Source organism: Mycobacterium tuberculosis complex sp. N0072 (assembly GCF_030323725.1).
In the GTDB taxonomy this organism is placed as follows: domain Bacteria; phylum Actinomycetota; class Actinomycetes; order Mycobacteriales; family Mycobacteriaceae; genus Mycobacterium; species Mycobacterium tuberculosis.
On record NZ_CP040689.1, the window covers coordinates 3,940,936 to 3,965,057 of the forward strand.

The following is a 24,122-nucleotide window of genomic DNA, read 5'->3' on the forward strand; positions in this document are numbered from 1 at the left end:
GGCCTAACTACTGCGTCAATTATGCCGCGGTGGCCGCGCCGTCCGGTTGGGAGTTCGCCCATGTCGTTCGTGTTGATCGCACCGGAATTCGTGACAGCAGCCGCGGGGGATCTGACGAATCTGGGTTCGTCGATTAGCGCGGCCAACGCGTCGGCAGCCAGTGCGACCACGCAGGTGCTGGCTGCGGGCGCCGATGAGGTGTCTGCCCGTATTGCGGCGCTGTTCGGCGGGTTTGGCCTGGAGTACCAGGCGATTAGTGCGCAGGTGGCGGCCTACCACCAGCGGTTTGTGCAGGCCTTGAGTACCGGCGCGGGCGCATATGCCTCGGCCGAGGCCGCCGCCGCTGAGCAGATCGTGCTGGGCGTGATCAATGCGCCCACCCAGGCGCTGCTGGGGCGCCCGTTGATCGGTGACGGCGCCAATGCGACGACTCCCGGCGGGGCCGGCGGGGCCGGCGGTCTGCTGTTCGGCAACGGCGGGGCCGGGGCAGCCGGGGCGCCCGGCCAGGCCGGCGGGCCTGGCGGGCCCGCCGGATTGTGGGGCAACGGCGGGCCCGGCGGGGCCGGCGGCAGCGGTGGGGGCACCGGCGGTGCCGGCGGCGCCGGTGGGTGGCTGTTCGGGGTTGGCGGCGCCGGCGGTGTCGGTGGGGCCGGTGGCGGCACCGGCGGGGCGGGCGGGCCCGGTGGTTTGATCTGGGGCGGCGGCGGGGCCGGCGGTGTCGGTGGGGCCGGTGGCGGCACCGGCGGGGCCGGCGGCCGCGCCGAGCTGCTGTTCGGCGCCGGCGGTGCGGGCGGCGCGGGTGGGGCGGGCACCGACGGCGGGCCCGGTGCTACCGGCGGGACCGGCGGACACGGCGGAGTCGGCGGCGACGGCGGATGGCTGGCACCCGGCGGGGCCGGCGGGGCCGGCGGGCAAGGCGGGGCAGGTGGTGCCGGCAGCGATGGTGGCGCGTTGGGTGGTACCGGCGGGACGGGCGGTACCGGCGGCGCCGGTGGCGCCGGCGGTCGCGGCGCACTGCTGCTGGGCGCTGGCGGACAGGGCGGCCTCGGCGGCGCCGGCGGACAAGGCGGCACCGGCGGGGCCGGCGGAGATGGCGTTCTGGGGGGTGTCGGTGGCACTGGTGGTAAGGGCGGTGTCGGCGGCGTGGCTGGCCTCGGCGGGGCCGGTGGTGCCGCGGGCCAGCTCTTCAGCGCCGGAGGCGCGGCGGGTGTCGTTGGGGTTGGCGGCACCGGCGGCCAGGGTGGGGCTGGCGGTGCCGGAGCGGCCGGCGCCGACGCCCCCGCCAGCACAGGTCTAACCGGTGGTACCGGGTTCGCTGGCGGGGCCGGCGGCGTCGGCGGCCAGGGCGGCAACGCCATTGCCGGCGGCATCAACGGCTCCGGTGGTGCCGGCGGCACCGGCGGCCAAGGCGGCGCCGGCGGCATGGGTGGCTCCGGTGCTGATAATGCCAGCGGGATTGGCGCCGACGGCGGCGCGGGTGGGACTGGCGGTAACGCCGGCGCCGGCGGGGCCGGCGGGGCCGCCGGCACCGGAGGAACCGGCGGGGTTGTCGGCGCCGCGGGCAAGGCCGGTATCGGCGGCACCGGCGGCCAAGGCGGCGCCGGCGGCGCGGGCAGCGCCGGCACGGATGCGACCGCTACCGGTGCCACCGGCGGCACCGGGTTTTCCGGTGGAGCCGGCGGGGCCGGCGGGGCCGGCGGCAACACCGGGGTTGGCGGCACCAACGGCTCCGGCGGGCAAGGCGGCACCGGCGGCGCGGGCGGCGCCGGTGGTGCTGGCGGTGTCGGCGCCGACAACCCCACCGGCATCGGCGGCACCGGCGGCACCGGCGGCACCGGCGGCGCGGCCGGCGCCGGCGGGGCCGGCGGAGCGGTTGGCACCGGTGGTACCGGTGGCGTTGTAGGCGACGTTGGTAACGCAGGGATCGGCGGCACCGGCGGGAAAGGCGGCGCCGGCGGCGCGGGTGGCGCCGGCGCGGACGCGACCGCTACCGGCGCCACCGGCGGCACCGGGTTCGCCGGTGGCGCCGGCGGGGCCGGCGGGCAGGGCGGTAGCAGCGGTGCCGGCGGCACCAACGGCTCTGGTGGCGCTGGCGGCACCGGCGGACAAGGCGGCGCCGGGGGCGCTGGCGGGGCCGGCGCCGATAACCCCACCGGCATCGGCGGCGCCGGCGGCACCGGCGGCACCGGCGGAGCGGCCGGAGCCGGCGGGGCCGGTGGCGCCATCGGTACCGGCGGCACCGGCGGCGCGGTGGGCAGCGTCGGTAACGCCGGGATCGGCGGTACCGGCGGTACGGGTGGTGTCGGTGGTGCTGGTGGTGCAGGTGCGGCTGCGGCCGCTGGCAGCAGCGCTACCGGTGGCGCCGGGTTCGCCGGCGGCGCCGGCGGAGAAGGCGGAGCGGGCGGCAACAGCGGTGTGGGCGGCACCAACGGCTCCGGCGGCGCCGGCGGTGCAGGCGGCAAGGGCGGCACCGGAGGTGCCGGCGGGTCCGGCGCGGACAACCCCACCGGTGCTGGTTTCGCCGGTGGCGCCGGCGGCACAGGTGGCGCGGCCGGCGCCGGCGGGGCCGGCGGGGCGACCGGTACCGGCGGCACCGGCGGCGTTGTCGGCGCCACCGGTAGTGCAGGCATCGGCGGGGCCGGCGGCCGCGGCGGTGACGGCGGCGATGGGGCCAGCGGTCTCGGCCTGGGCCTCTCCGGCTTTGACGGCGGCCAAGGCGGCCAAGGCGGTGACGGTGGCAGCGCCGGCGCCGGCGGCATCAACGGGGCCGGCGGGGCCGGCGGCGACGGCGGCGACGGCGGGGACGGCGCAACCGGTGCCGCAGGTCTCGGCGACAACGGCGGGGTCGGCGGTGACGGTGGGGCCGGTGGCGCCGCCGGCAACGGCGGCAACGCGGGCGTCGGCCTGACAGCCAAGGCCGGCGACGGCGGCGCCGCGGGCAATGGCGGCAACGGGGGCGCCGGCGGTGCTGGCGGGGCCGGCGACAACAATTTCAACGGCGGCCAGGGTGGTGCCGGCGGCCAAGGCGGCCAAGGCGGCCTGGGCGGGGCAAGCACCACCTCGATCAACGCCAACGGCGGCGCCGGCGGCAACGGCGGCACCGGCGGCAAAGGCGGCGCCGGTGGTGCGGGAACCCTGGGCGTCGGCGGCTCCGGCGGCACCGGCGGGGACGGCGGCGATGCGGGCGCTGGTGGTGGCGGCGGCTTCGGCGGGGCCGCGGGTAAGGCCGGCGGCGGCGGAAACGGCGGTGTTGGCGGTGACGGCGGCGAGGGAGCCAGCGGTCTCGGCCTGGGCCTCTCCGGCTTTGACGGCGGCCAAGGCGGCCAAGGCGGGGCCGGCGGCAACGCCGGCGCCGGCGGCATCAACGGGGCCGGCGGGGCCGGCGGCACCGGCGGGGCCGGTGGTGACGGCGCCCCGGCGACCCTGATCGGCGGACCCGACGGCGGTGACGGCGGCCAAGGCGGCATCGGCGGGGACGGCGGCAACGCCGGATTCGGCGCCGGTGTTCCCGGCGACGGCGGGATCGGCGGCACCGGCGGGGCCGGGGGCGCCGGCGGCGCCGGCGCCGACGGGGACCCCAGCATTGACGGCGGCCAAGGTGGTGCCGGCGGCCACGGCGGCCAAGGCGGCAAAGGCGGCCTGAACAGCACCGGGCTAGCCAGCGCCGCCAGCGGTGACGGCGGCAACGGCGGGGCCGGCGGGGCCGGCGGCAACGGCGGCGACGGCGACGGCTTTATCGGCGGGTCCGGCGGCACCGGCGGGACCGGCGGCGACGCCGGCGTCGGCGGCCTGGCCAACACCGGCGGAACCGCGGGCAACGCCGGTATCGGCGGGGCCGGCGGCCGCGGCGGCGACGGCGGGGCCGGCGACAGCGGCGCCCTCTCCCAAGACGGCAACGGCTTCGCCGGCGGCCAAGGCGGCCAAGGCGGGGCCGGCGGCAACGCCGGCGCCGGCGGCATCAACGGGGCCGGCGGCACCGGCGGCACCGGCGGGGCCGGTGGTGACGGCGCCCCGGCGACCCTGATCGGCGGACCCGACGGCGGTGACGGCGGCCAAGGCGGCATCGGCGGGGACGGCGGCAACGCCGGATTCGGCGCCGGTGTTCCCGGCGACGGCGGGATCGGCGGCACCGGCGGGGCCGGGGGCGCCGGCGGCGCCGGCGCCGACGGGGACCCCAGCATTGACGGCGGCCAAGGTGGTGCCGGCGGCCACGGCGGCCAAGGCGGCAAAGGCGGCCTGAACAGCACCGGGCTAGCCAGCGCCGCCAGCGGTGACGGCGGCAACGGCGGGGCCGGCGGGGCCGGCGGCAACGGCGGCGACGGCGACGGCTTTATCGGCGGGTCCGGCGGCACCGGCGGGACCGGCGGCGACGCCGGCGTCGGCGGCCTGGCCAACACCGGCGGAACCGCGGGCAACGCCGGTATCGGCGGGGCCGGCGGCCGCGGCGGCGACGGCGGGGCCGGCGACAGCGGCGCCCTCTCCCAAGACGGCAACGGCTTCGCCGGCGGCCAAGGCGGCCAAGGCGGGGCCGGCGGCAACGCCGGCGCCGGCGGCATCAACGGGGCCGGCGGCACCGGCGGCACCGGCGGGGCCGGTGGTGACGGCGCCCCGGCGACCCTGATCGGCGGACCCGACGGCGGTGACGGCGGCCAAGGCGGCATCGGCGGGGACGGCGGCAACGCCGGATTCGGCGCCGGTGTTCCCGGCGACGGCGGGATCGGCGGCACCGGCGGGGCCGGGGGCGCCGGCGGCGCCGGCGCCGACGGGGACCCCAGCATTGACGGCGGCCAAGGTGGTGCCGGCGGCCACGGCGGCCAAGGCGGCAAAGGCGGCCTGAACAGCACCGGGCTAGCCAGCGCCGCCAGCGGTGACGGCGGCAACGGCGGGGCCGGCGGGGCCGGCGGCAACGGCGGCGACGGCGACGGCTTTATCGGCGGGTCCGGCGGCACCGGCGGGACCGGCGGCGACGCCGGCGTCGGCGGCCTGGCCAACACCGGCGGAACCGCGGGCAACGCCGGTATCGGCGGGGCCGGCGGCCGCGGCGGCGACGGCGGGGCCGGCGACAGCGGCGCCCTCTCCCAAGACGGCAACGGCTTCGCCGGCGGCCAAGGCGGCCAAGGCGGGGCCGGCGGCAACGCCGGCGCCGGCGGCATCAACGGGGCCGGCGGCACCGGCGGCACCGGCGGGGCCGGTGGTGACGGCGCCCCGGCGACCCTGATCGGCGGACCCGACGGCGGTGACGGCGGCCAAGGCGGCATCGGCGGGGACGGCGGCAACGCCGGATTCGGCGCCGGTGTTCCCGGCGACGGCGGGATCGGCGGCACCGGCGGGGCCGGGGGCGCCGGCGGCGCCGGCGCCGACGGGGACCCCAGCATTGACGGCGGCCAAGGTGGTGCCGGCGGCCACGGCGGCCAAGGCGGCAAAGGCGGCCTGAACAGCACCGGGCTAGCCAGCGCCGCCAGCGGTGACGGCGGCAACGGCGGGGCCGGCGGGGCCGGCGGCAACGGCGGCGACGGCGACGGCTTTATCGGCGGGTCCGGCGGCACCGGCGGGACCGGCGGCGACGCCGGCGTCGGCGGCCTGGCCAACACCGGCGGAACCGCGGGCAACGCCGGTATCGGCGGGGCCGGCGGCCGCGGCGGCGACGGCGGGGCCGGCGACAGCGGCGCCCTCTCCCAAGACGGCAACGGCTTCGCCGGCGGCCAAGGCGGCCAAGGCGGGGCCGGCGGCAACGCCGGCGCCGGCGGCATCAACGGGGCCGGCGGCACCGGCGGCACCGGCGGGGCCGGTGGTGACGGCCAGAACGGAACGACAGGCGTGGCGAGCGAGGGCGGCGCCGGCGGCCAAGGCGGTGACGGTGGGGACGGCGGCGAAGGCGGCGGCGCGGGATTCGGCAGCGGCGTAGCCGGCGCCGCCGGCGCCGGCGGCAACGGCGGTAAGGGAGGTGACGGCGGGACCGGCGGGACCGGCGGGACTAACTTCGCTGGCGGCCAAGGCGGTGCCGGTGGCCGAGGAGGTGCTGGCGGCAATGGCGCCAACGGCGTTGGCGACAACGCCGCCGGGGGCGATGGCGGCAACGGCGGAGCCGGCGGGCTCGGCGGGGGCGGTGGCACAGGCGGCACCAACGGCAACGGCGGCCTCGGCGGAGGCGGCGGCAACGGCGGAGCCGGCGGTGCCGGGGGAACGCCCACCGGCAGTGGCACCGAGGGGACCGGCGGCGACGGTGGAGATGCCGGCGCCGGCGGCAACGGCGGCTCTGCCACCGGCGTCGGTAACGGCGGTAACGGCGGTGATGGCGGCAACGGCGGCGACGGCGGCAACGGCGCACCCGGCGGCTTCGGTGGCGGCGCTGGCGCCGGCGGCTTGGGCGGCTCCGGCGCCGGCGGCGGCACCGACGGCGACGACGGCAACGGCGGCAGCCCCGGCGCCGACGGCAGCTAAGCTAACGGCAGCCCAAAGCGCCAGCAGCCACCCGACAACGCTGGGCGGCTACCCATGGCCCGTTGGCAGCACAGGCTGGCGATGGCCGTCCGACCGATAACACCCGGGCCATCGCATCCCCAGCACAACCAGCTGTCCTCGCGGGCTTATGCACGACGGGGGAGCACTACCCCACAAGCGATGGCACCACTACATCGATCAGATGCGGCCCGGGCTCGGCGAAGGCCGCGCGCAGGGCGTCGGCGAATTCCTCGCAGGTGGTGACACGACGTGCAGGAACACCCATACCTTCGGCGATCTTGACGAAATCCATTGTGGGACGCGATATATCAAGGAGATCCAGGGCCTTCGGGCCAGGATCCGACCCCGCGCCGACACGTTGCAGCTCGATCCGCAGAATGTCGTAGGCGCCGTTGTTGTAGATGACGGTGGTGACGTCGAGGTTCTCCCGCGCTTGGCTCCACAATCCTGAAATCGTGTACATTGCCGACCCGTCGGATTCCAGGCACAACACCGGGCGGTCGGGCGCGGCGACCGCGGCACCGACCGCAGCCGGGATGCCGTAACCGATTGCCCCGCCGGTCAGCGTAAGCCAGTCATGGGCCGGGGCCCCGGCGGTGGCCTGCGGCAGCAGGACACCACAAGTATTCGACTCGTCGACAACAATCGCCCGTTCCGGCAGCAACGCACCGACCACATCGGCCGCCGACACCGACGTCAGGTCACCCGTCGGCAGCTGCGGACGTGACGCGCCCGCCACCGGGGCAACCGTCCCGGGCGCTACCTCGTCGGCCAACGCGGCCAGTGCGTCGGCCGCACCACCGGGTTCGGCAAGCACGTGCACCTCACAACCGGCCGGCACCAGGTCACTGGGCATACCCGGGTAGGCGAAAAACGACACCGGCGACCTGGCCCCGGCCAGCACGAGATGTTTGACCCCGTCCAGCTGGGCCGCGGCACCTTCAGCGAAATAGGCCAGCCGTTCGACGGCGGGGATACCGGCGCCACGTTCCAGGCACGTCGGAAACGTCTCGCATAACCAACGGGCCCCGGTTGCCTGCACGATCCGCGCAGCCGCGGTCAGCCCCGGCCCGCGGGTGGCATCCCCACCGATCAGCATCATGGCGGGTTCCCCTGAGCGCAGCACCCCAGCCACCGGCCCCACGTCCACTGGCGCCGCCGCCGCCTGAGCCGGCACGCCCGCGGCCGCGTGGGCACCGTCGCTCCAACACACATCCGCGGGCAGAATCAGCGTCGCGATCTGTGAACCTGACCGGCTGGCCGCAATGGCCGCTTCAGCGTCGGCCCCGACGTCGGCGGCAGCCTCCGTCCGGCGCACCCATCCCGAAACGGTGCCAGCGACCGCATCGATATCGGATTCCAGCGGGGCGTCGTACTTCTTGTGGTAAGTCGCGTGGTCTCCGACAACCACCACCATCGGCACCCGGGCACGGCGCGCGTTGTGCAGGTTGGCCAGGCCGTTGCCCAGTCCGGGGCCCAGATGCAGCAGCACCGCCGCCGGCCGGCCAGCAATGCGGGCATAACCGTCGGCGGCCCCGGTAGCCACGCCTTCGAACAGGGTCAGCATGCCACGCATGCGCGGGACGGCGTCTAGCGCCGCCACGAAATGCATTTCCGACGTGCCAGGGTTGGCGAAGCACACATCGACACCCCCGTCGACCAGGGTGTTGATCAGGGCCTGAGCACCGTTCACGTCTGCACCTTTCCTCGTGGGTCCAGCTTGAATACCCGCACAGCGTTGCCGTGCAGAAAGTCGCGACGAGCTTCGTCGCTTAGCCCCAGTTCGTCAAGACCGGTCAGGGCGTGCGTGTGGGCGATCATCGGGTAATTGGTACCAAACAGCACCTTGCGCTGTCCCGTGTCGGTTTTCATGAACCGCACCAGCTTCCCGGGCAGCCGCTTGATGGTGTAGGCCGAGGTGTCGATGTAGACATTCTCGTGTTTGCGGGCGACCGCGACCATCTCCTCGGTCCACGGATAGCCGACATGTCCGCACACGATCACCAGTTCCGGAAAGTCCAACGCCACCTGGTCGATGTAGGGAATGGGGCGTCCGGTCTCCGACGGCCGCAGCGGGCCGGTGTGACCAACCTGGGTGCAGAACGGCACCGCGGACTGCACGCATTCGGCGAACAACGGATAGTAGCGGCGGTCGGTCGGCGGGGCGCCCCATAGCCAAGGCACCACCCGCAGGCCGACGAACCCCTCACCGACTCGGCGCCTCAACTCCCGGACGGCCGCCATCGGGCGATCCAGGTCGACCGCCGCCAGACCGGCAAAACGGTTGGGGTACAACCGGACCCATTCCGCAACAGCGTCATTAGAGATGAGGTCCTGGCCGTTGGGGCCACGCCAGGCGCTGAGCAAACCCAGGGTGACGCCGCCGGCGTCCATCGAGGAGACGGTCGCTTCGATCGGGATGTCGGTCTCCGGGATAGACCCACCGGTCCACCGGCGCAGCGAGGCGAACATATCGCCGTGTAGGAACCGTTGCGTCGGATGCTGCATCCACACATCGATGGTCATCGCGTTTCAGACTGTAGCCGCCCGGGCGGCGACTACCCGCGGCGACGCTGCAGATCATCGCCCGGCCAGGGTGCTACCAGGTTGCTGCCATCCCCGAATGTTCGCGGTCGGAGGGCGACGCGACGTGTTGAAACGCCGTACGTTCGGGCCTTCCCGCGAGAAGCCCTAGCCGCCCGAGATTGTCCCTCCCGGCGTTCGTGGCCACGCGGTGCTTCGCCTTTTTGCCCATCCCAAATTACACGGGTGGTACTCACGAGAAAGCTTGGACGTATTGGGCGGGTGCTGAATTATGATCCCGACACAACTGCATCAATTTAGCCGCGTCGTGATGCTATCCGCCGACGGTTTGGAGCTGGTCCGTGTCGTTCGTGTTGATCTCACCCGAAGTTGTGTCCGCCGCCGCCGGGGATCTAGCGAACGTGGGATCGACAATCAGCGCCGCCAACAAGGCGGCAGCGGCTGCGACCACGCAGGTGCTGGCCGCGGGCGCCGATGAGGTGTCAGCGCGCATCGCGGCGCTGTTTGGTATGTACGGCCTGGAATATCAGGCGATCAGTGCGCAAGTTGCCGCGTATCACCAGCAGTTCGTGCAGACGTTGCGCACCGGAGCGGCCTCGTACATGTTGGCCGAGGCCACCAACGTCGAGCAAAATCTACTGAACCTCATCAACGCGCCGACCCAGACGCTGCTCGGGCGCCCGCTGATCGGAGACGGGGCCAACGCGACGACGCCGGGCGGGGCCGGCGGAGACGGCGGGCTGCTGTTTGGCAGCGGCGGCAACGGCGCGCCCGGTGCACCCGGCCAGGCTGGCGGTGCCGGTGGGTCTGCCGGGCTACTGGGCAACGGCGGGAGCGGCGGAGCCGGCGGGACGGGCGCGCCCGGCGGAAACGGCGGCAATGCCGGTTGGCTATACGGCCGCGGCGGAGTCGGCGGCGCCGGGGGAATCGGCGGCGGAACAGGCGGGGCCGGCGGGCACGCGTGGCTGTTCGGCCACGGGGGAACCGGCGGTATCGGTGGCGGGCCCGGCGGCAACGGCGGGTGGCTGCTCGGCAACGGCGGACATGGCGGCGCTGGCGGAATCGGTGGCGGCAGCGGCGGCGCTGGCGGGAACGGCGGGTGGCTGCTCGGCAACGGCGGTATCGGCGGAGCGGGCGGAACCGGCGGCGGAGCGGGCGGCACCGGTGGCAACGCCGCGTGGCTGCTCGGCGGTGGTGGTACCGGCGGCGCCGGCGGAATCGGTGGTGGCAACGGCGGGCACGGCGGCAACGGCGGGTGGCTGCTCGGCAACGGCGGCAACGGCGGCCTCGGCGGTGACGGTGACGGCGGTACTGGCGGCGGCCACGGCGGCAACGGCGGGAATCCCGGGTGGCTCTTGGGCACAGCCGGGGGTGGCGGCAACGGTGGCGCCGGCAGCACCGGTACTGCAGGTGGCGGCTCTGGGGGCACCGGCGGCGACGGCGGGACCGGCGGGCGTGGCGGCCTGTTAATGGGCGCCGGCGCCGGCGGGCACGGTGGCACTGGCGGCGCGGGCGGTGCCGGTGTCGACGGTGGCGGCGCCGGCGGGGCCGGCGGGGCCGGCGGCAACGGCGGCGCCGGGGGTCAAGCCGCCCTGCTGTTCGGGCGCGGCGGCACCGGCGGAGCCGGCGGCTACGGCGGCGATGGCGGTGGCGGCGGTGACGGCTTCGACGGCACGATGGCCGGCCTGGGTGGTACCGGTGGCAGCGGCGGCACCGGCGGTGACGGCGGCGCCCCCGGCAACGGTGGCGCCGGGGGTGCCGGCCAGTTGTTGAGCCATAGCGGCGTGGCCGGTGCTAGCGGCAAAGGTGGTGCCGGCGGCACCGGCGGCAACGGCGGGGCCGGCAGTGCCGGCGCCGACGCCCCCGCAGGCTCCGGCGCGATGGGTAGCACTGGCTTTGCTGGCGGCGCCGGCGGTGACGGCGGTAACGGCGGCGGGAGCGGTGCCAGCCAAGGCAACGGCGGCAACGGCGGCAACGGCGGCACCGGCGGCACCGGCGGGGCCGGCATGAACAGCCTCGACCCGCTGCTAGCCGCCCAAGACGGCGGCCAAGGCGGCACCGGCGGCACCGGCGGCAACGCCGGCGCCGGCGGCACCGGCTTCACCCAAGGCGCCGACGGCAACGCCGGCAACGGCGGTGACGGCGGGGTCGGCGGCAACGGCGGAAACGGCGCAGACAACACCACCACCGCCGCCGCCGGCACCGGCACCGGCGGCCAACAAGGCAACGGCGGCAACGGCGGCAACGGCGGCACCGGCGGCAAAGGCGGCACCGGCGGCGACGGTGCACTCGCAGGCAGCAGCGGTGGTGCCGGCGGTAAAGGCGGCAACGGCGGCGACGCCGGCAAGGCCGGTACCGGCTCCGCTCCTGGCACGGCGGGGACCGGCGGCGATGGGGGTAAGGGCGGCAACGGCGGCATTGGCGCTGCCGGCGGCACCGGCTTCACCCAAGGCGCCGACGGCAACGCCGGCAACGGCGGTGACGGCGGGGTCGGCGGCAACGGCGGAAACGGCGCAGACAACACCACCACCGCCGCCGCCGGCACCACAGGCGGCGACGGCGGGGCCGGCGGGGCCGGCGGAACCGGCGGAACCGGCGGAGCCGCCGGCACCGGCACCGGCGGCCAACAAGGCAACGGCGGCAACGGCGGCAACGGCGGCACCGGCGGCAAAGGCGGCACCGGCGGGGCCGGCATGAACAGCCTCGACCCGCTGCTAGCCGCCCAAGACGGCGGCCAAGGCGGCACCGGCGGCACCGGCGGCAACGCCGGCGCCGGCGGCACCGGCTTCACCCAAGGCGCCGACGGCAACGCCGGCAACGGCGGTGACGGCGGGGTCGGCGGCAACGGCGGAAACGGCGCAGACAACACCACCACCGCCGCCGCCGGCACCGGCACCGGCGGCCAACAAGGCAACGGCGGCAACGGCGGCAACGGCGGCACCGGCGGCAAAGGCGGCACCGGCGGCGACGGTGCACTCGCAGGCAGCAGCGGTGGTGCCGGCGGTAAAGGCGGCAACGGCGGCGACGCCGGCAAGGCCGGTACCGGCTCCGCTCCTGGCACGGCGGGGACCGGCGGCGATGGGGGTAAGGGCGGCAACGGCGGCATTGGCGCTGCCGGCACAACCGGCCCCGTAGGCACCGGCGCGTCCGGCGGCACCGGTGGTAGTGGTGGCGCCGGCGGAACCGGCGGTGACGGCGGCGCCGCCAACGGCGGCACCGCCGGGGCTGGCGGGGCGGGAGGCAATGGCGGCAAAGGCGGCGACGGTGGAGCAGGCGTCACCAGCAGCACCGCCGGCAACAGCGGCGGCGCGGGCGGCAGCGGCGGAAAGGGCGGAGACGCGGGCGCGGGCGGCGCCGGTGCCACTCCGGGCGCCAATGGTATCGCTGGCAATGGCGGCGACGGCGGAGATGGCGCGGCTGGTGCCGTCGGCATCTCCGGCGCAACCGGCGCTGGCGACGGCGGGCATGGCGGAACCGGCGGGGCCGGCGGCAACGGTGGAACCGGCGGTGCTGGCGGTAGCGGCATCGACGGCGTCGGCGGCGGGACCGGAGGTACCGGCGGCAACGGCGGCAACGGCGCCATCGGCGGCGCTGGCGGAGACGCCGGTGGTAGCGGAAATAGCGGCGGAAACGGTGGGACTGGCGGAAAGGGCGGAAACGCCGGTGCCGGTGGTGCCGCGGGCAGCAACGGCGGTACCGTCGGCGCCAACGGTACCGGCGGCGACGGCGGCAACGGCGGCGCTGCCGGGGCCGCCACGGCTGGCAGCAACGGTGGGGCCGGCACCGGCTCGGCCGGCGGCAACGGCGGCACCGGCGGCAGAGGCGGCAGTGGTGGCGCCGGCGGCGACGGTATCGGTGGCGTCGGCGGCGGCAAGGGCGGCAACGGCGCGGACGGCGAAGTCGGCGGTGCGGGCGGCGCCGGCGGCAGCGGGCCCAACACCAGTCCCGGCGGCAACGGCGGGCAAGGAGGTCAAGGCGGCAGCGGTGGTGCCGGTGGGGCGGCCGGGGCTGGCGGCGCGGGTGGCGGCGCTAACGGCACCGCTGGCAACGGCGGCCAAGGCGGTGCCGGCGGCACCGGCGGCGCCGGCGCAGCCTCCTCAGCTACCAACGGCGGCAGCGGCGGCGCCGGCGGCACCGGAGGCGCCGGCGGCACCGGCGGCGCTGGTGGCGATGGCGTCGGCGGCGCCGGCGGCGGCAATGGTGGCCACGGCGGTGACGCCGGAGACGGTGGCAACGGCGCCAACGGCAACAACCGCAGTTCCGGCTCCTTCCTCGCAGCCGGCGGCACCGGCGGGGCGGCCGGCGACGGCGGACAAGGTGGCCAGGGCGGCGCCGGCGGCGGTGCCGGTGGTCAAGGTGGTGCCGGCGGTGCCGGCGGGACCGGCGGCAACGGCGGCAATATCACCGGCGGCACCGCGGGCACCGCGGGGGCCGCCGGTAACGGCGGCGCCGCCGGAAAGGGTGGCGCCGGCGGCCAAGGCGGCACCGGTGGCGGGACCGGGGGTCAGGGTGGCGCCGGCGGCGACGGCGGTGCCGGCGGCACCGGCGGCGACCGCACCGTCGGCGGTGGCACGGTCCCCGCCGGCTCCGGTGGACAAGGCGGTAACGCTGGCGGTGGTGGGGCCGGCGGGCAGGGTGGAGCCGACGGCGGCAGCGGCGGCGACGGCGGCGACGCCGGCACAGGTGGCAATGGCGGTAACGGCGGCAACCGTAATTCCGGCAATGGCACCGGCGGCGCTGGCGGCAACGGTGGTGGTGGTGCTAACGGTGGCGCCGGCAGCGCTGGGGGCAGCGGCGGCGGCACCGGCGGCAACGGCGGCGCTGGCGGCGACGCCGGCGACGCCGGCAACGGCGGCAACGGCAACGGCACCGGCAACGGCGGCAACGGCGGCAACGGCGGCATCGCCGGCATGGGCGGCAACGGCGGTGCCGGGACGGGCAGCGGCAACGGCGGCAACGGCGGCAGCGGCGGCAACGGCGGCAACGCCGGCATGGGCGGCAACAGCGGCACCGGCAGCGGCGACGGCGGTGCCGGCGGGAACGGCGGCGCGGCGGGCACGGGCGGCACCGGCGGCGACGGCGGCCTCACCGGTACTGGCGGCACCGGCGGCAGCGGTGGCACCGGCGGTGACGGCGGTAACGGCGGCAACGGAGCAGATAACACCGCAAACATGACTGCGCAGGCGGGCGGTGACGGTGGCAACGGCGGCGACGGTGGCTTCGGCGGCGGGGCCGGGGCCGGCGGCGGTGGCTTGACCGCTGGCGCCAACGGCACCGGCGGGCAAGGCGGCGCCGGCGGCGATGGCGGCAACGGGGCCATCGGCGGCCACGGCCCACTCACTGACGACCCCGGCGGCAACGGGGGCACCGGCGGCAACGGCGGCACCGGCGGCACCGGCGGCGCGGGCATCGGCAGCCTTGGCGGCGGCACTGGCGGCGATGGCGGCAACGGCGGCAACGGCGGTACCGGCGGCGAGGGCGGCGAGGTCGGCGGCGCCGGCGGCACCGGCGGTGCGGCCGGCAATGGCGGCGATGGCGGCACCGGCGGCACCGGCGGCGGGGACGGGGGCGCCGGCGGCACCGGCGGCACCGGCGGCACCGGCGGCCTCGGCGACCCCCGGGTCGGCGGATCCGGCGGCGACGGCGGCACCGGCGGCAGCGGCGGTGCGGCCGGCAATGGCGGCAACGGCGGCAACGCCGGCGCGGGAGGCAATGGCAACGGCGGCACCGGTGGGGCCGGCGGTATCGGCGGCACCGGCGGCAATGGCGGCGACGCCGAGCCCGGAGTGCCCCCGGGAGCCGGTGGTGCTGGCGGCGCCGGCACCACCGGCGGCAAGGGTGGCACCGGCGGCAACGGCAGTGGCACCGGCTCGGGCGGCACCGGCGGCGATGGCGGCACCGGCGGCGGTGGTGGGAACGGCGGCACCGGCTGGAATGGCGGCAAGGGAGACACCGGCAGCGGCGGTGGCGCCGGAGACGGTGGTAAGGCACCAGCCGGTGGCACCGGCGGCGCCGGCGGCGACGGCGGAGCGGGCGGCAAGGGCGGCAGCGGCGGCGTCTAGTCGCGATGGGCCCAGCGGCCGCGATGGTGCGCCGGGCGTCCGCCGGCGAGTGGTCCAGCCAGATTTGACGACAAACGGCGACCCAGCGGTATCCCCCAGCCGCGGCGCCATAGCCGCGACCCGCGCAATCAGGAACCGCTCGTCACGTGTCCCGCATGCACGTCATCGGCTGGCCGCGCCTCGGTCTGCTCCTTGGCCCAGCGGTAGTCCGGCTTACCGGCGGGCGAACGCTTCACCTCGTCGACAAACCACAGACTGCGCGGCACTTTGTAGCCCGCGATCTCGGAGCGCACGAACGAGTCCAACTCGGCCAACGACGGCCGACAACCCGGCCGGGCCTGCACCACGGCGGCCACCTGCTGGCCGTAACGCGGATCGGGCACCCCGACCACCAGAGCGTCGAACACGTCGGGATGCCCCTTCAAAGCGGCCTCGACCTCTTCGGGGTAGACCTTCTCGCCGCCGCTGTTGATCGACACCGAGCCACGACCCAGCATGGTGACCGTGCCGTCCTCCTCGACTTGGGCGTAGTCCCCCGGAATGGCGTAGCGCACACCGTTAATCGTCCGGAACGTCTCGGCCGTCTTCTTCTCGTCCTTGTAGTAGCCGACGGGAATGTTGCCCTTCTTGGCGAGCGTGCGCGCGGGTCGCACTGCTTGGCGCCTGGTGCACCGGTCGCCGGGCGGCTCCTCCCCAGGGCGCTCCAGGTTCGTTGCGGCATTACCAGAAAGCCGGCACATATTAGATGAGTGGCAACTAAGGTTCTCACTTAAAGATGCCGCCATATCGGCCGTGGTTGCACCGGCGCAAAGATGGTTGGGAGTTCGCCCATGTCGTTCGTGTTGATCGCACCGGAATTCGTGACAGCAGCCGCGGGGGATCTGACGAATCTGGGTTCGTCGATTAGCGCGGCCAACGCGTCGGCAGCCAGTGCGACCACGCAGGTGCTGGCTGCGGGCGCCGATGAGGTGTCTGCCCGTATTGCGGCGCTGTTCGGCGGGTTTGGCCTGGAGTACCAGGCGATTAGTGCGCAGGTGGCGGCCTACCACCAGCGGTTTGTGCAGGCCTTGAGTACCGGCGCGGGCGCATATGCCTCGGCCGAGGCCGCCGCCGCTGAGCAGATCGTGCTGGGCGTGATCAATGCGCCCACCCAGGCGCTGCTGGGGCGCCCGTTGATCGGTGACGGCGCCAATGCGACGACTCCCGGCGGGGCCGGCGGGGCCGGCGGTCTGCTGTTCGGCAACGGCGGGGCCGGGGCAGCCGGGGCGCCCGGCCAGGCCGGCGGGCCTGGCGGGCCCGCCGGATTGTGGGGCAACGGCGGGCCCGGCGGGGCCGGCGGCAGCGGTGGGGGCACCGGCGGTGCCGGCGGCGCCGGTGGGTGGCTGTTCGGGGTTGGCGGCGCCGGCGGTGTCGGTGGGGCCGGTGGCGGCACCGGCGGGGCGGGTGGGCCCGGTGGTTTGATCTGGGGCGGCGGCGGGGCCGGCGGTGTCGGTGGGGCCGGTGGCGGCACCGGCGGGGCCGGCGGCCGCGCCGAGCTGCTGTTCGGCGCCGGCGGTGCGGGCGGCGCGGGTGGGGCGGGCACCGACGGCGGGCCCGGTGCTACCGGCGGGACCGGCGGACACGGCGGAGTCGGCGGCGACGGCGGATGGCTGGCACCCGGCGGGGCCGGCGGGGCCGGCGGGCAAGGCGGGGCAGGTGGTGCCGGCAGCGATGGTGGCGCGTTGGGTGGTACCGGCGGGACGGGCGGTACCGGCGGCGCCGGTGGCGCCGGCGGTCGCGGCGCACTGCTGCTGGGCGCTGGCGGACAGGGCGGCCTCGGCGGCGCCGGCGGACAAGGCGGGATGGGGGGTGCTGGCGGGGCCGGCGCCGATAACCCCACCGGCATCGGCGGCACCGGCGGTGACGGCGGCACCGGCGGTAGCGCCGGTGAGGGCGGGGCCGGTGGTGCCGCGGGCCAGCTCTTCAGCGCCAGCGGAGCGGCCGGTAACGCCGGTGTCGGCGGGGCCGGCGGCCAAGGCGGTGACGGCGGAGCCGGCGGGGCCGGCGCCGACGCCGACCAGCCCGGCGCCACCGGCGGCACCGGGTTCGCCGGTGGAGCCGGCGGAGCCGGCGGGGCCGGCGGTAGCAGCGGTGCCGGCGGCACCAACGGCTCCGGCGGCGCCGGCGGCACCGGCGGACAAGGCGGCGCCGGGGGTGCTGGCGGGGCCGGCGCCGATAACCCCACCGGCATCGGCGGCACCGGCGGTGACGGCGGCACCGGCGGAGCGGCCGGAGCCGGCGGGGCCGGCGGAGCGGCCGGCACCGGAGGCACCGGCGGCATGATCGGCACCACAGGCAACGCCGGTGTCGGCGGGGCCGGCGGCCAAGGCGGTGACGGCGGAGCCGGCGGGGCCGGCGCCGACGCCGACCAGCCCGGCGCCACCGGCGGCACCGGGTTCGCCGGTGGAGCCGGCGGGGCCGGCGGGGCCGGCGGTAGCAGCGGTGCCGGCGGCACCAACGGCTCCGGCGGCGCCGGCGGCACCGGCGGACAAGGCGGCGCCGGGGGTGCTGGCATCAGCTTCAGCAACGGCAGCAACGGCGGCACCGGCGGCACCGGGGGCGTGGGCGGCACCGGGGGCGACGGCGGCAACGCAGGCACCGGCGCCGGCGACCCCGGCAAAGGCGGCACCGGCGGCACCGGCGGCACCGGCGGCAGCGGCGGGGCCGGCGGTAGCGGCGGGGCCAACTTCAACGGCGGCACCGGCGGCACCGGCGGCACCGGCGGCACCGGCGGCAAAGGCGGCCTAAACACCGACGGACTCAGCAGCGCCACCAGCGGCACCGGCGGCACCGGCGGCACCGGCGGCAAAGGCGGCACCGGCGGGGCCGGCGACGACTCCGCCGGCGGGACCGGCGGCACAGGCGGGGCCGGCGGCAACGCCGGCGCCGGCGGCCTAGCCAACACCGGCGGCACCGCAGGCAACGCGGGCATCGGCGGTGACGGCGGCCAAGGCGGTAACGGCGGCCAAGGAGACAGCGGTTCCGGATTGGGCGGCCAGCCCGGCTTTGCCGGCGGCCCCGGCGGCAAAGGCGGGGCCGGCGGCAACGCCGGCACCGGCGGCACCAACGGCTCCGGCGGCGCCGGCGGGGCCGGCGGACAAGGCGGCGCCGGGGGTGCTGGCATCAGCTTCAGCAACGGCAGCAACGGCGGCACCGGCGGCACCGGGGGCGTGGGCGGCACCGGGGGCGACGGCGGCAACGCAGGCACCGGCGCCGGCGACCCCGGCAAAGGCGGCACCGGCGGCACCGGCGGCACCGGCGGCAGCGGCGGGGCCGGCGGTAGCGGCGGGGCCAACTTCAACGGCGGCACCGGCGGCACCGGCGGCACCGGCGGCACCGGCGGCAAAGGCGGCATGGGCGGCATCGCTGGCGACGGCGGGCCCGGCGGTGACGGCGGCAACGCCGGGGTCGGAGGAAAAGGCGGCACCAACGGCAACGGCGGCAGCGGCGGGACCGGCGGCACAGGCGGGCCCGGCGGCAGCGGCGGCGCGCCCACCGGCAGCGGCACCGGCGGCAAAGGCGGCGCCGGCGGTGACGGCGGCGATGGCGCCGACGGAGGGGCAGCCACCGGCGTCGGCGACGGCGGCGACGGTGGTAACGGTGGTAACGGTGGTAACGGCGGCACGGGCGTCGGCTCGCCCGGCGGCCTCGGCGGGGCAGGAGGCACTGGAGGCCTCGGCGGCGCCGGTGCAGGCGGCGGAGCCGACGGCGATGATGGCGACGACGGCCAACCCGGCAACAACGGCAGCTGAAGCACCACCTGCCACCAGACAACGCCGTCGATGTGGCGCTCCGGCGTGCGCAAGGCAAATCGGTGCGATCCTGACCAGCCAGGTGATTACCTGGTTCGACTCATGCCGAGCGACCGTCCCAGCGCCGCAGTGGATGCATACACGGTAGGTTCGACGGACACCCTGGGCTGGCTGACCGAATGGCCGCCGCAGCTCCCCGACCGAACCGTCAGCGGCAACATGTCACCTGCATCGTCGCCAAGCCCAGGCGATCGCCCGGCCCCGCAAGCGGATGTGTTCTCCTGCCCTCCGTGGGCAGCGCGCCCGACACCCGTAAGCGGATGTCCCCGACGGACTCCGGCCGGCCTAGCCGATGGCTACCCCAGGGAGTGCCGCACGATGGCCGTCGATCAAGTGCGGTCCGGCTTCGGCGAACCCTCCGCAGCTATTTCGCGACGCGCGAGAACACCCGTGCCTTACTTCCATCCACATCGATGTCGGCTCGGCCCCCGAGAGGCACGACAGCCGACCCATGTCGACCTTCCGTGCGGGGTGTCCGGAGCCGGTCGCAGCCGCACCCATCACCCACCGCTCGTCACGTGTCCCGCATGCACGTCATCGGCTGGCCGCGCCTCGGTCTGCTCCTTGGCCCAGCGGTAGTCCGGCTTACCGGCGGGCGAACGCTTCACCTCGTCGACAAACCACAGACTGCGCGGCACTTTGTAGCCCGCGATCTCGGAGCGCACGAACGAGTCCAACTCGGCCAACGACGGCCGACAACCCGGCCGGGCCTCCACCACGGCGGCCACCTGCTGGCCGTAACGCGGATCGGGCACCCCGACCACCAGAGCGTCGAACACGTCGGGATGCCCCTTCAAAGCGGCCTCGACCTCTTCGGGGTAGACCTTCTCGCCGCCGCTGTTGATCGACACCGAGCCACGACCCAGCATGGTGACCGTGCCGTCCTCCTCGACTTGGGCGTAGTCCCCCGGAATGGCGTAGCGCACACCGTTAATCGTCCGGAACGTCTCGGCCGTCTTCTTCTCGTCCTTGTAGTAGCCGACGGGAATGTTGCCCTTCTTGGCGATGACGCCCCGCATCCCCGAGCCGGGCTTGACTTCGTTGCCGTCGTCATCGAGCACGACGGTGCGATGGTCGATCCGCACCCGGGGCCCGCCGCCATGCGCCTGCCCGGCAGCAACGACGCTGGTACCGCCAAAACCCGTCTCCGACGAGCCAATTGAGTCCGTGATCACCCGATTCGGCAGCAGCTCAAGGAGTTTCTCCTTGATGCTCGGCGAGAACAGCGCCGCGGTGCTGGCCAACAGGAACAACGACGACAGGTCGTAGTCGTTGCCCTTGACCAGCGCGTCGACCAGCGGGCGGGCCATCGCATCACCGGTGAAGAACAGCAGGTTCACCTTGTGTTTGTGGATCGTGCGCCACACCTCGTCGGCGTTGAATTCCGGTGCCAGTACCGTGGTTTGGCCCGAGAAGAGCGCCATCCAGGTGGCCGACTGGGTGGCGCCGTGGATCATCGGCGGGATCGGGTAGCGGATCATCGGTGGATTCGCCGCGGCCGCCTTGGCCAGGTCGTATTCGTCTTTGACGAACTCTCCTGTCGCAAAGTCGGTTCCACCGAACAGCACACGATAGATGTCCTCGTGACGCCACATCACACCCTTGGGGAAACCGGTGGTGCCGCCGGTGTAGAGCAGATAGATGGCGTCGGCGCTGCGTTCGCCGAAGTCACGCTCCGGCGAGCCCGCCGCGATCGCGGAATAGAACTCGACGCCGCCGTAGCGCCGATAGTCCTGGTCCGAGCCGTCCTCGACGACCAAGATCGTCCTTACATGGGGCGTGTCGGGGAGAACGTTGGCGACCCGGTCGGCGTAGCGGCGTTCGTGCACCAACGCGACCATGTCGGAGTTGTCGAACAGGTAGCGAAGTTCGCCCTCCACGTAACGGAAGTTGACGTTCACCAAGATGGCGCCCGCCTTCACGATGCCCAGCATCGCGATCACGATCTCGATGCGGTTGCGGCAGTACAGGCCGACCTTGTCGTCCTTTTGCACGCCTTGATCGATCAGGTGGTGCGCGAGGCGGTTGGCCTTATCCTCCAGCTGGGCGTAGGTCAACTGCTCATCGCCGCAGATAACGGCGACACGGTCAGGCACGGCGTCGATGGCGTGCTCGGCGAGATCGGCAATATTCAGGGCCACGGCCACCAAACTAGAACGTGTTACATTTCTTGACAAGCTCACACCCGACGGGCAGAAAGAGGTGGCGGCCGTGGCAACCGTGGAATCCGGACCCGACGCGCTGGTGGAGCGGCGCGGCCACACCCTGATCGTGACCATGAACCGGCCGGCCGCCCGCAACGCGCTGAGCACCGAAATGATGCGAATCATGGTGCAGGCCTGGGATCGCGTCGACAACGATCCCGACATCCGTTGCTGCATCCTCACCGGAGCCGGTGGCTACTTTTGCGCCGGCATGGACCTCAAGGCGGCAACCCAGAAACCGCCGGGCGACTCTTTCAAGGACGGCAGCTACGACCCGTCGCGCATCGATGCCCTGCTCAAAGGGCGCCGCTTGACCAAACCGCTGATCGCCGCCGTCGAGGGGCCCGCGATCGCCGGCGGCACCGAGATCCTGCAGGGCACCGACATCCGGGTCGCCGGTGAAAGTGCGAAGTTCGGCATCTCCGAGGCCAAGTGGAGCCTGTACCCGATGGGCGGCTCGGCCGTGCGGCTGGTCCGGCAGATCCCCTACACTCTGGCCTGCGACCTGCTGCTGACCGGACGGCACATTACCGCCGCCGAGGCCAAGGAAATGGGCCTGATCGGCCACGTGGTGCCCGACGGCCAGGCGCTGACCAAGGCTCTAGAACTTGCCGACGCCATCTCGGCTAACGGACCCCTGGCCGTGCAGGCCATCCTGCGGTCCATCCGCGAGACCGAGTGCATGCCCGAAAACGAGGCGTTCAAGATCGACACCCAGATCGGCATCAAGGTCTTCCTGTCCGACGACGCCAAGGAAGGCCCGCGCGCGTTCGCCGAGAAGCGCGCACCCAACTTCCAGAACCGCTAGGCGCCGAGCGTGAACTGAGGGCGAGATTTCGGCCGATTTTCCGCCCTCAGTTCACGTTGGACGGCGGTGTCGGTGCACGACGGCACACTGCGATCGTGATCGAACCATTCCTCGGCAGCGAAGCGATTGCCTCCGGCGCGTTGACGCGGCACCGGCTGCGAAGCGCATACGCCACGATCCACCCCGACGTCTATGTCTCCCCCGGCGCCGACCTGACCGCATGGAGTCGCGCTCAGGCCGCCTGGCTATGGTCGCGGCGGCGCGGCGTCATCGCCGGGCAGTCGGCGGCGGCGATGCACGGCGCCAAATGGGTCGACGCGCGACAGGCGGCCGAGCTGCTCTACGACCACCGTCGCCCGCCGGCCGGCATCCACACCTGGTCGGACCGTGTCGCCGACGACGAGATCCAGCCAATCTCCGGCATGAATACGACCACACCGGCGCGCACCGCCCTCGACCTCGCCCGCCGCTATCCGGTCGGCAAGGCCGTCGCGGCCATCGATGCGCTCGCCCGCGCGACGGACCTCAAGCTGGCCGATGTCGAGATGCTCGCCGAACGCTACCGGGGAAGCCGCGGCATCCGAAATGCTCGTATCGCATTGGATCTGGTGGATCCAGGTGCCGAGTCACCTCGCGAGACGTGGCTGCGTCTGCTACTCATCCGAGCGGGCTTTCCAAGACCACAGACCCAGATCCCGGTTTACGACGAGTACGGCCAGCTGGTCGCGGTTATCGATATGGGTTGGGCAGGAATCAAGGTCGGCGTGGATTACGAGGGCGACCATCACCGGACCGACCGCAGAACGTTCAACAAGGACATCAAGCGTGCCGAAGCGTTGACCGAGCTTGGGTGGACCGACGTACGCGTGACGGTCGAGGACACCGAGGGTGGCATCATCTGGCGGGTGTCAGCGGCCTGGCAGCGCCGAACGTGAACTCACGGCGGAGATTCGGCCGATATTCCGCCCTCAGTTCACGTTCGGCGTGGCTCAGCCCAGCGGCGGGCTCGGCGTGAACACCACCGGCATGGATTCCAGGCCGCTGACAAAGTTCGCCGGCCGCAGCGGCAACACGGAGTCATCGGCGACCAACCGCAGGTCGGGTAGCCGCCGCAACACCCGTTCCGTCATCAACGACAGCTCCAACCGGGCCAGCTGATTGCCCAGGCAGAAATGCGTGCCGAAGCCAAACGCCAAGTGGCTGTTTGGATTTCGCTGAACATCAAACTTTTCCGGTTCACAGAAAACCGCCTCGTCGAAGTTCGCCGACTCGAAGAGCAGCATCATCTTCTCGCCGGCACACAACGCCGTGCCGTGAAACTCGGTATCCGCGGTCAACACCCGGCACATGTTCTTTACCGGGGCGGTCCAACGTAGCATCTCCTCGATGGCCCCGGGCAGCAACGACGGGTCGCGCTGCAGCAGGTCCCACTGGTCACGGTTGCGCAGCAGCTGCTCGGTACCACCGCTCAAGGTATGCCGCGTGGTCTCGTCGCCGCCGATCAGGATCAGCAGCGTCTCCATGACCAGCTCGTCGTCGCTTAGCCGCTCGCCGTCAACTTCGGAACTCACCAGCACGCTGACCAGGTCGTCGGTGGGGTCCGCTCGCCGTGCCGCAATGGTGGCCCGGGTGAAGTCGTTGTAGGCCGCGAAGGCGTCCATGGTGATCTGGAAATCCTCTTGAGACACATGCGAACTGAGGAATGTCACCAGATCGTCGGACCACCGCAAGAACATGTCCCGCTGCTCTGGACGCACCCCGAGCATGTCGCCGATCACCGCCATCGGTAGCGGCGCGGCCAGGTCCCGCACGAAGTCACACTCGCCGCGTTCGCACACGGCGTCGATCAGGGTGTCACACAGCGCGGCAATCGACGCCTCCTTGTCCTTCACCCGCTTGCGGGTGAAGCCGGCGTTAACCAGCTTGCGCCGCAACAGATGTGCGGGATCGTCCATGTCGATCATCATCGGCAGGGCGGGCTGGTCGGGGCGGATGCCGCCGGCGTTGGAGAACAGCTCGGGTTGACGTTCGGCGTCGATCACCGCCTGGTACGTCGACGCGGCCGCCAGGCCGTTGCGATCGCGGAACACCGGTTGGTTGGCCCGCATCCACCGGTACGCGGCCCGCGCCTCGCGGCTGGCGTAGAAGTTGCCGTCGGCCAGATCCACGTCCGGAGCTTCAGTCATCGCGA

General features: G+C 74.6%; 9 protein-coding genes and 2 pseudogenes. 6 read left to right on the top strand and 5 right to left on the bottom strand.

From position 1 onward, the window contains the following. Positions 1 to 60 precede the first annotated feature (60 nt). Positions 61 to 6,441 (top strand): PE family protein, encoded by a 6,381-nt coding sequence (locus tag FF952_RS18490; RefSeq protein WP_154080013.1) that lies wholly within the window; start codon positions 61 to 63, stop codon positions 6,439 to 6,441. 166 nt (positions 6,442 to 6,607) lie between these two features. Here FF952_RS18490 and FF952_RS18495 read toward each other — a convergent pair whose 3' ends face one another. Together FF952_RS18495 and FF952_RS18500 are read right to left on the bottom strand one after the other, a co-directional pair. Next, positions 6,608 to 8,155: an acetolactate synthase large subunit gene (locus FF952_RS18495; protein WP_003900872.1), complete on the bottom strand. Its 1,548-nt coding sequence runs from the start codon at positions 8,153 to 8,155 to the stop codon at positions 6,608 to 6,610. Then, positions 8,152 to 8,988 carry an amidohydrolase family protein gene (locus FF952_RS18500; protein WP_003421145.1) on the bottom strand — a complete coding sequence of 279 codons (837 nt, stop codon included), beginning with the start codon at positions 8,986 to 8,988 and terminating at the stop codon, positions 8,152 to 8,154. Before FF952_RS18500 ends, FF952_RS18495 begins: the two co-directional genes overlap by 4 nt. 359 nt (positions 8,989 to 9,347) lie before the next feature. Here FF952_RS18500 and FF952_RS18505 point away from each other — a divergent pair. Both FF952_RS18505 and FF952_RS21030 read left to right on the top strand, forming a co-directional pair. After that, positions 9,348 to 11,488, top strand: a pseudogene (locus FF952_RS18505) (PE family protein). A 2,428-nt stretch (positions 11,489 to 13,916) separates the two neighbouring features. After that, positions 13,917 to 15,068 (top strand): hypothetical protein, encoded by a 1,152-nt coding sequence (locus FF952_RS21030; protein ID WP_015628983.1) that lies wholly within the window; start codon positions 13,917 to 13,919, stop codon positions 15,066 to 15,068. A 128-nt stretch (positions 15,069 to 15,196) separates the two neighbouring features. On the opposite strand, the pseudogene FF952_RS18510 reads toward FF952_RS21030, so the two are convergent. After that, positions 15,197 to 15,703, bottom strand: a pseudogene (locus FF952_RS18510) (AMP-binding enzyme); the annotation flags it as partial. Between the two features lie 195 nt (positions 15,704 to 15,898). Between FF952_RS18510 and FF952_RS18515 the strand changes: the two are divergent. Continuing rightward, positions 15,899 to 18,859 carry a PE family protein gene (locus FF952_RS18515; protein ID WP_096362052.1) on the top strand — a complete coding sequence of 987 codons (2,961 nt, stop codon included), beginning with the start codon at positions 15,899 to 15,901 and terminating at the stop codon, positions 18,857 to 18,859. A gap of 560 nt (positions 18,860 to 19,419) precedes the next feature. Here the strand turns inward: FF952_RS18515 and FF952_RS18520 are convergent. After that, positions 19,420 to 21,066 (bottom strand): acyl-CoA synthetase, encoded by a 1,647-nt coding sequence (locus FF952_RS18520; RefSeq protein WP_003905103.1) that lies wholly within the window; start codon positions 21,064 to 21,066, stop codon positions 19,420 to 19,422. Between the two features lie 73 nt (positions 21,067 to 21,139). On the opposite strand from FF952_RS18520, the gene FF952_RS18525 reads away from it, so the two are divergent. Further along, positions 21,140 to 21,931, top strand: coding sequence for a crotonase/enoyl-CoA hydratase family protein (locus FF952_RS18525; RefSeq protein ID WP_003419179.1), 792 nt, complete (start codon positions 21,140 to 21,142; stop codon positions 21,929 to 21,931). A gap of 95 nt (positions 21,932 to 22,026) precedes the next feature. Further along, the gene (locus tag FF952_RS18530) at positions 22,027 to 22,866 is read left to right on the top strand and encodes a type IV toxin-antitoxin system AbiEi family antitoxin (RefSeq protein WP_003419184.1); all 840 of its coding nucleotides are present in this window, start codon (positions 22,027 to 22,029) and stop codon (positions 22,864 to 22,866) included. 54 nt (positions 22,867 to 22,920) lie between these two features. Here FF952_RS18530 and cyp142 read toward each other — a convergent pair whose 3' ends face one another. Continuing rightward, positions 22,921 to 24,117: a steroid C26-monooxygenase Cyp142 gene (gene cyp142, locus FF952_RS18535; protein WP_003900082.1), complete on the bottom strand. Its 1,197-nt coding sequence runs from the start codon at positions 24,115 to 24,117 to the stop codon at positions 22,921 to 22,923. Between the last annotated feature and the right edge of the window lie 5 nt (positions 24,118 to 24,122).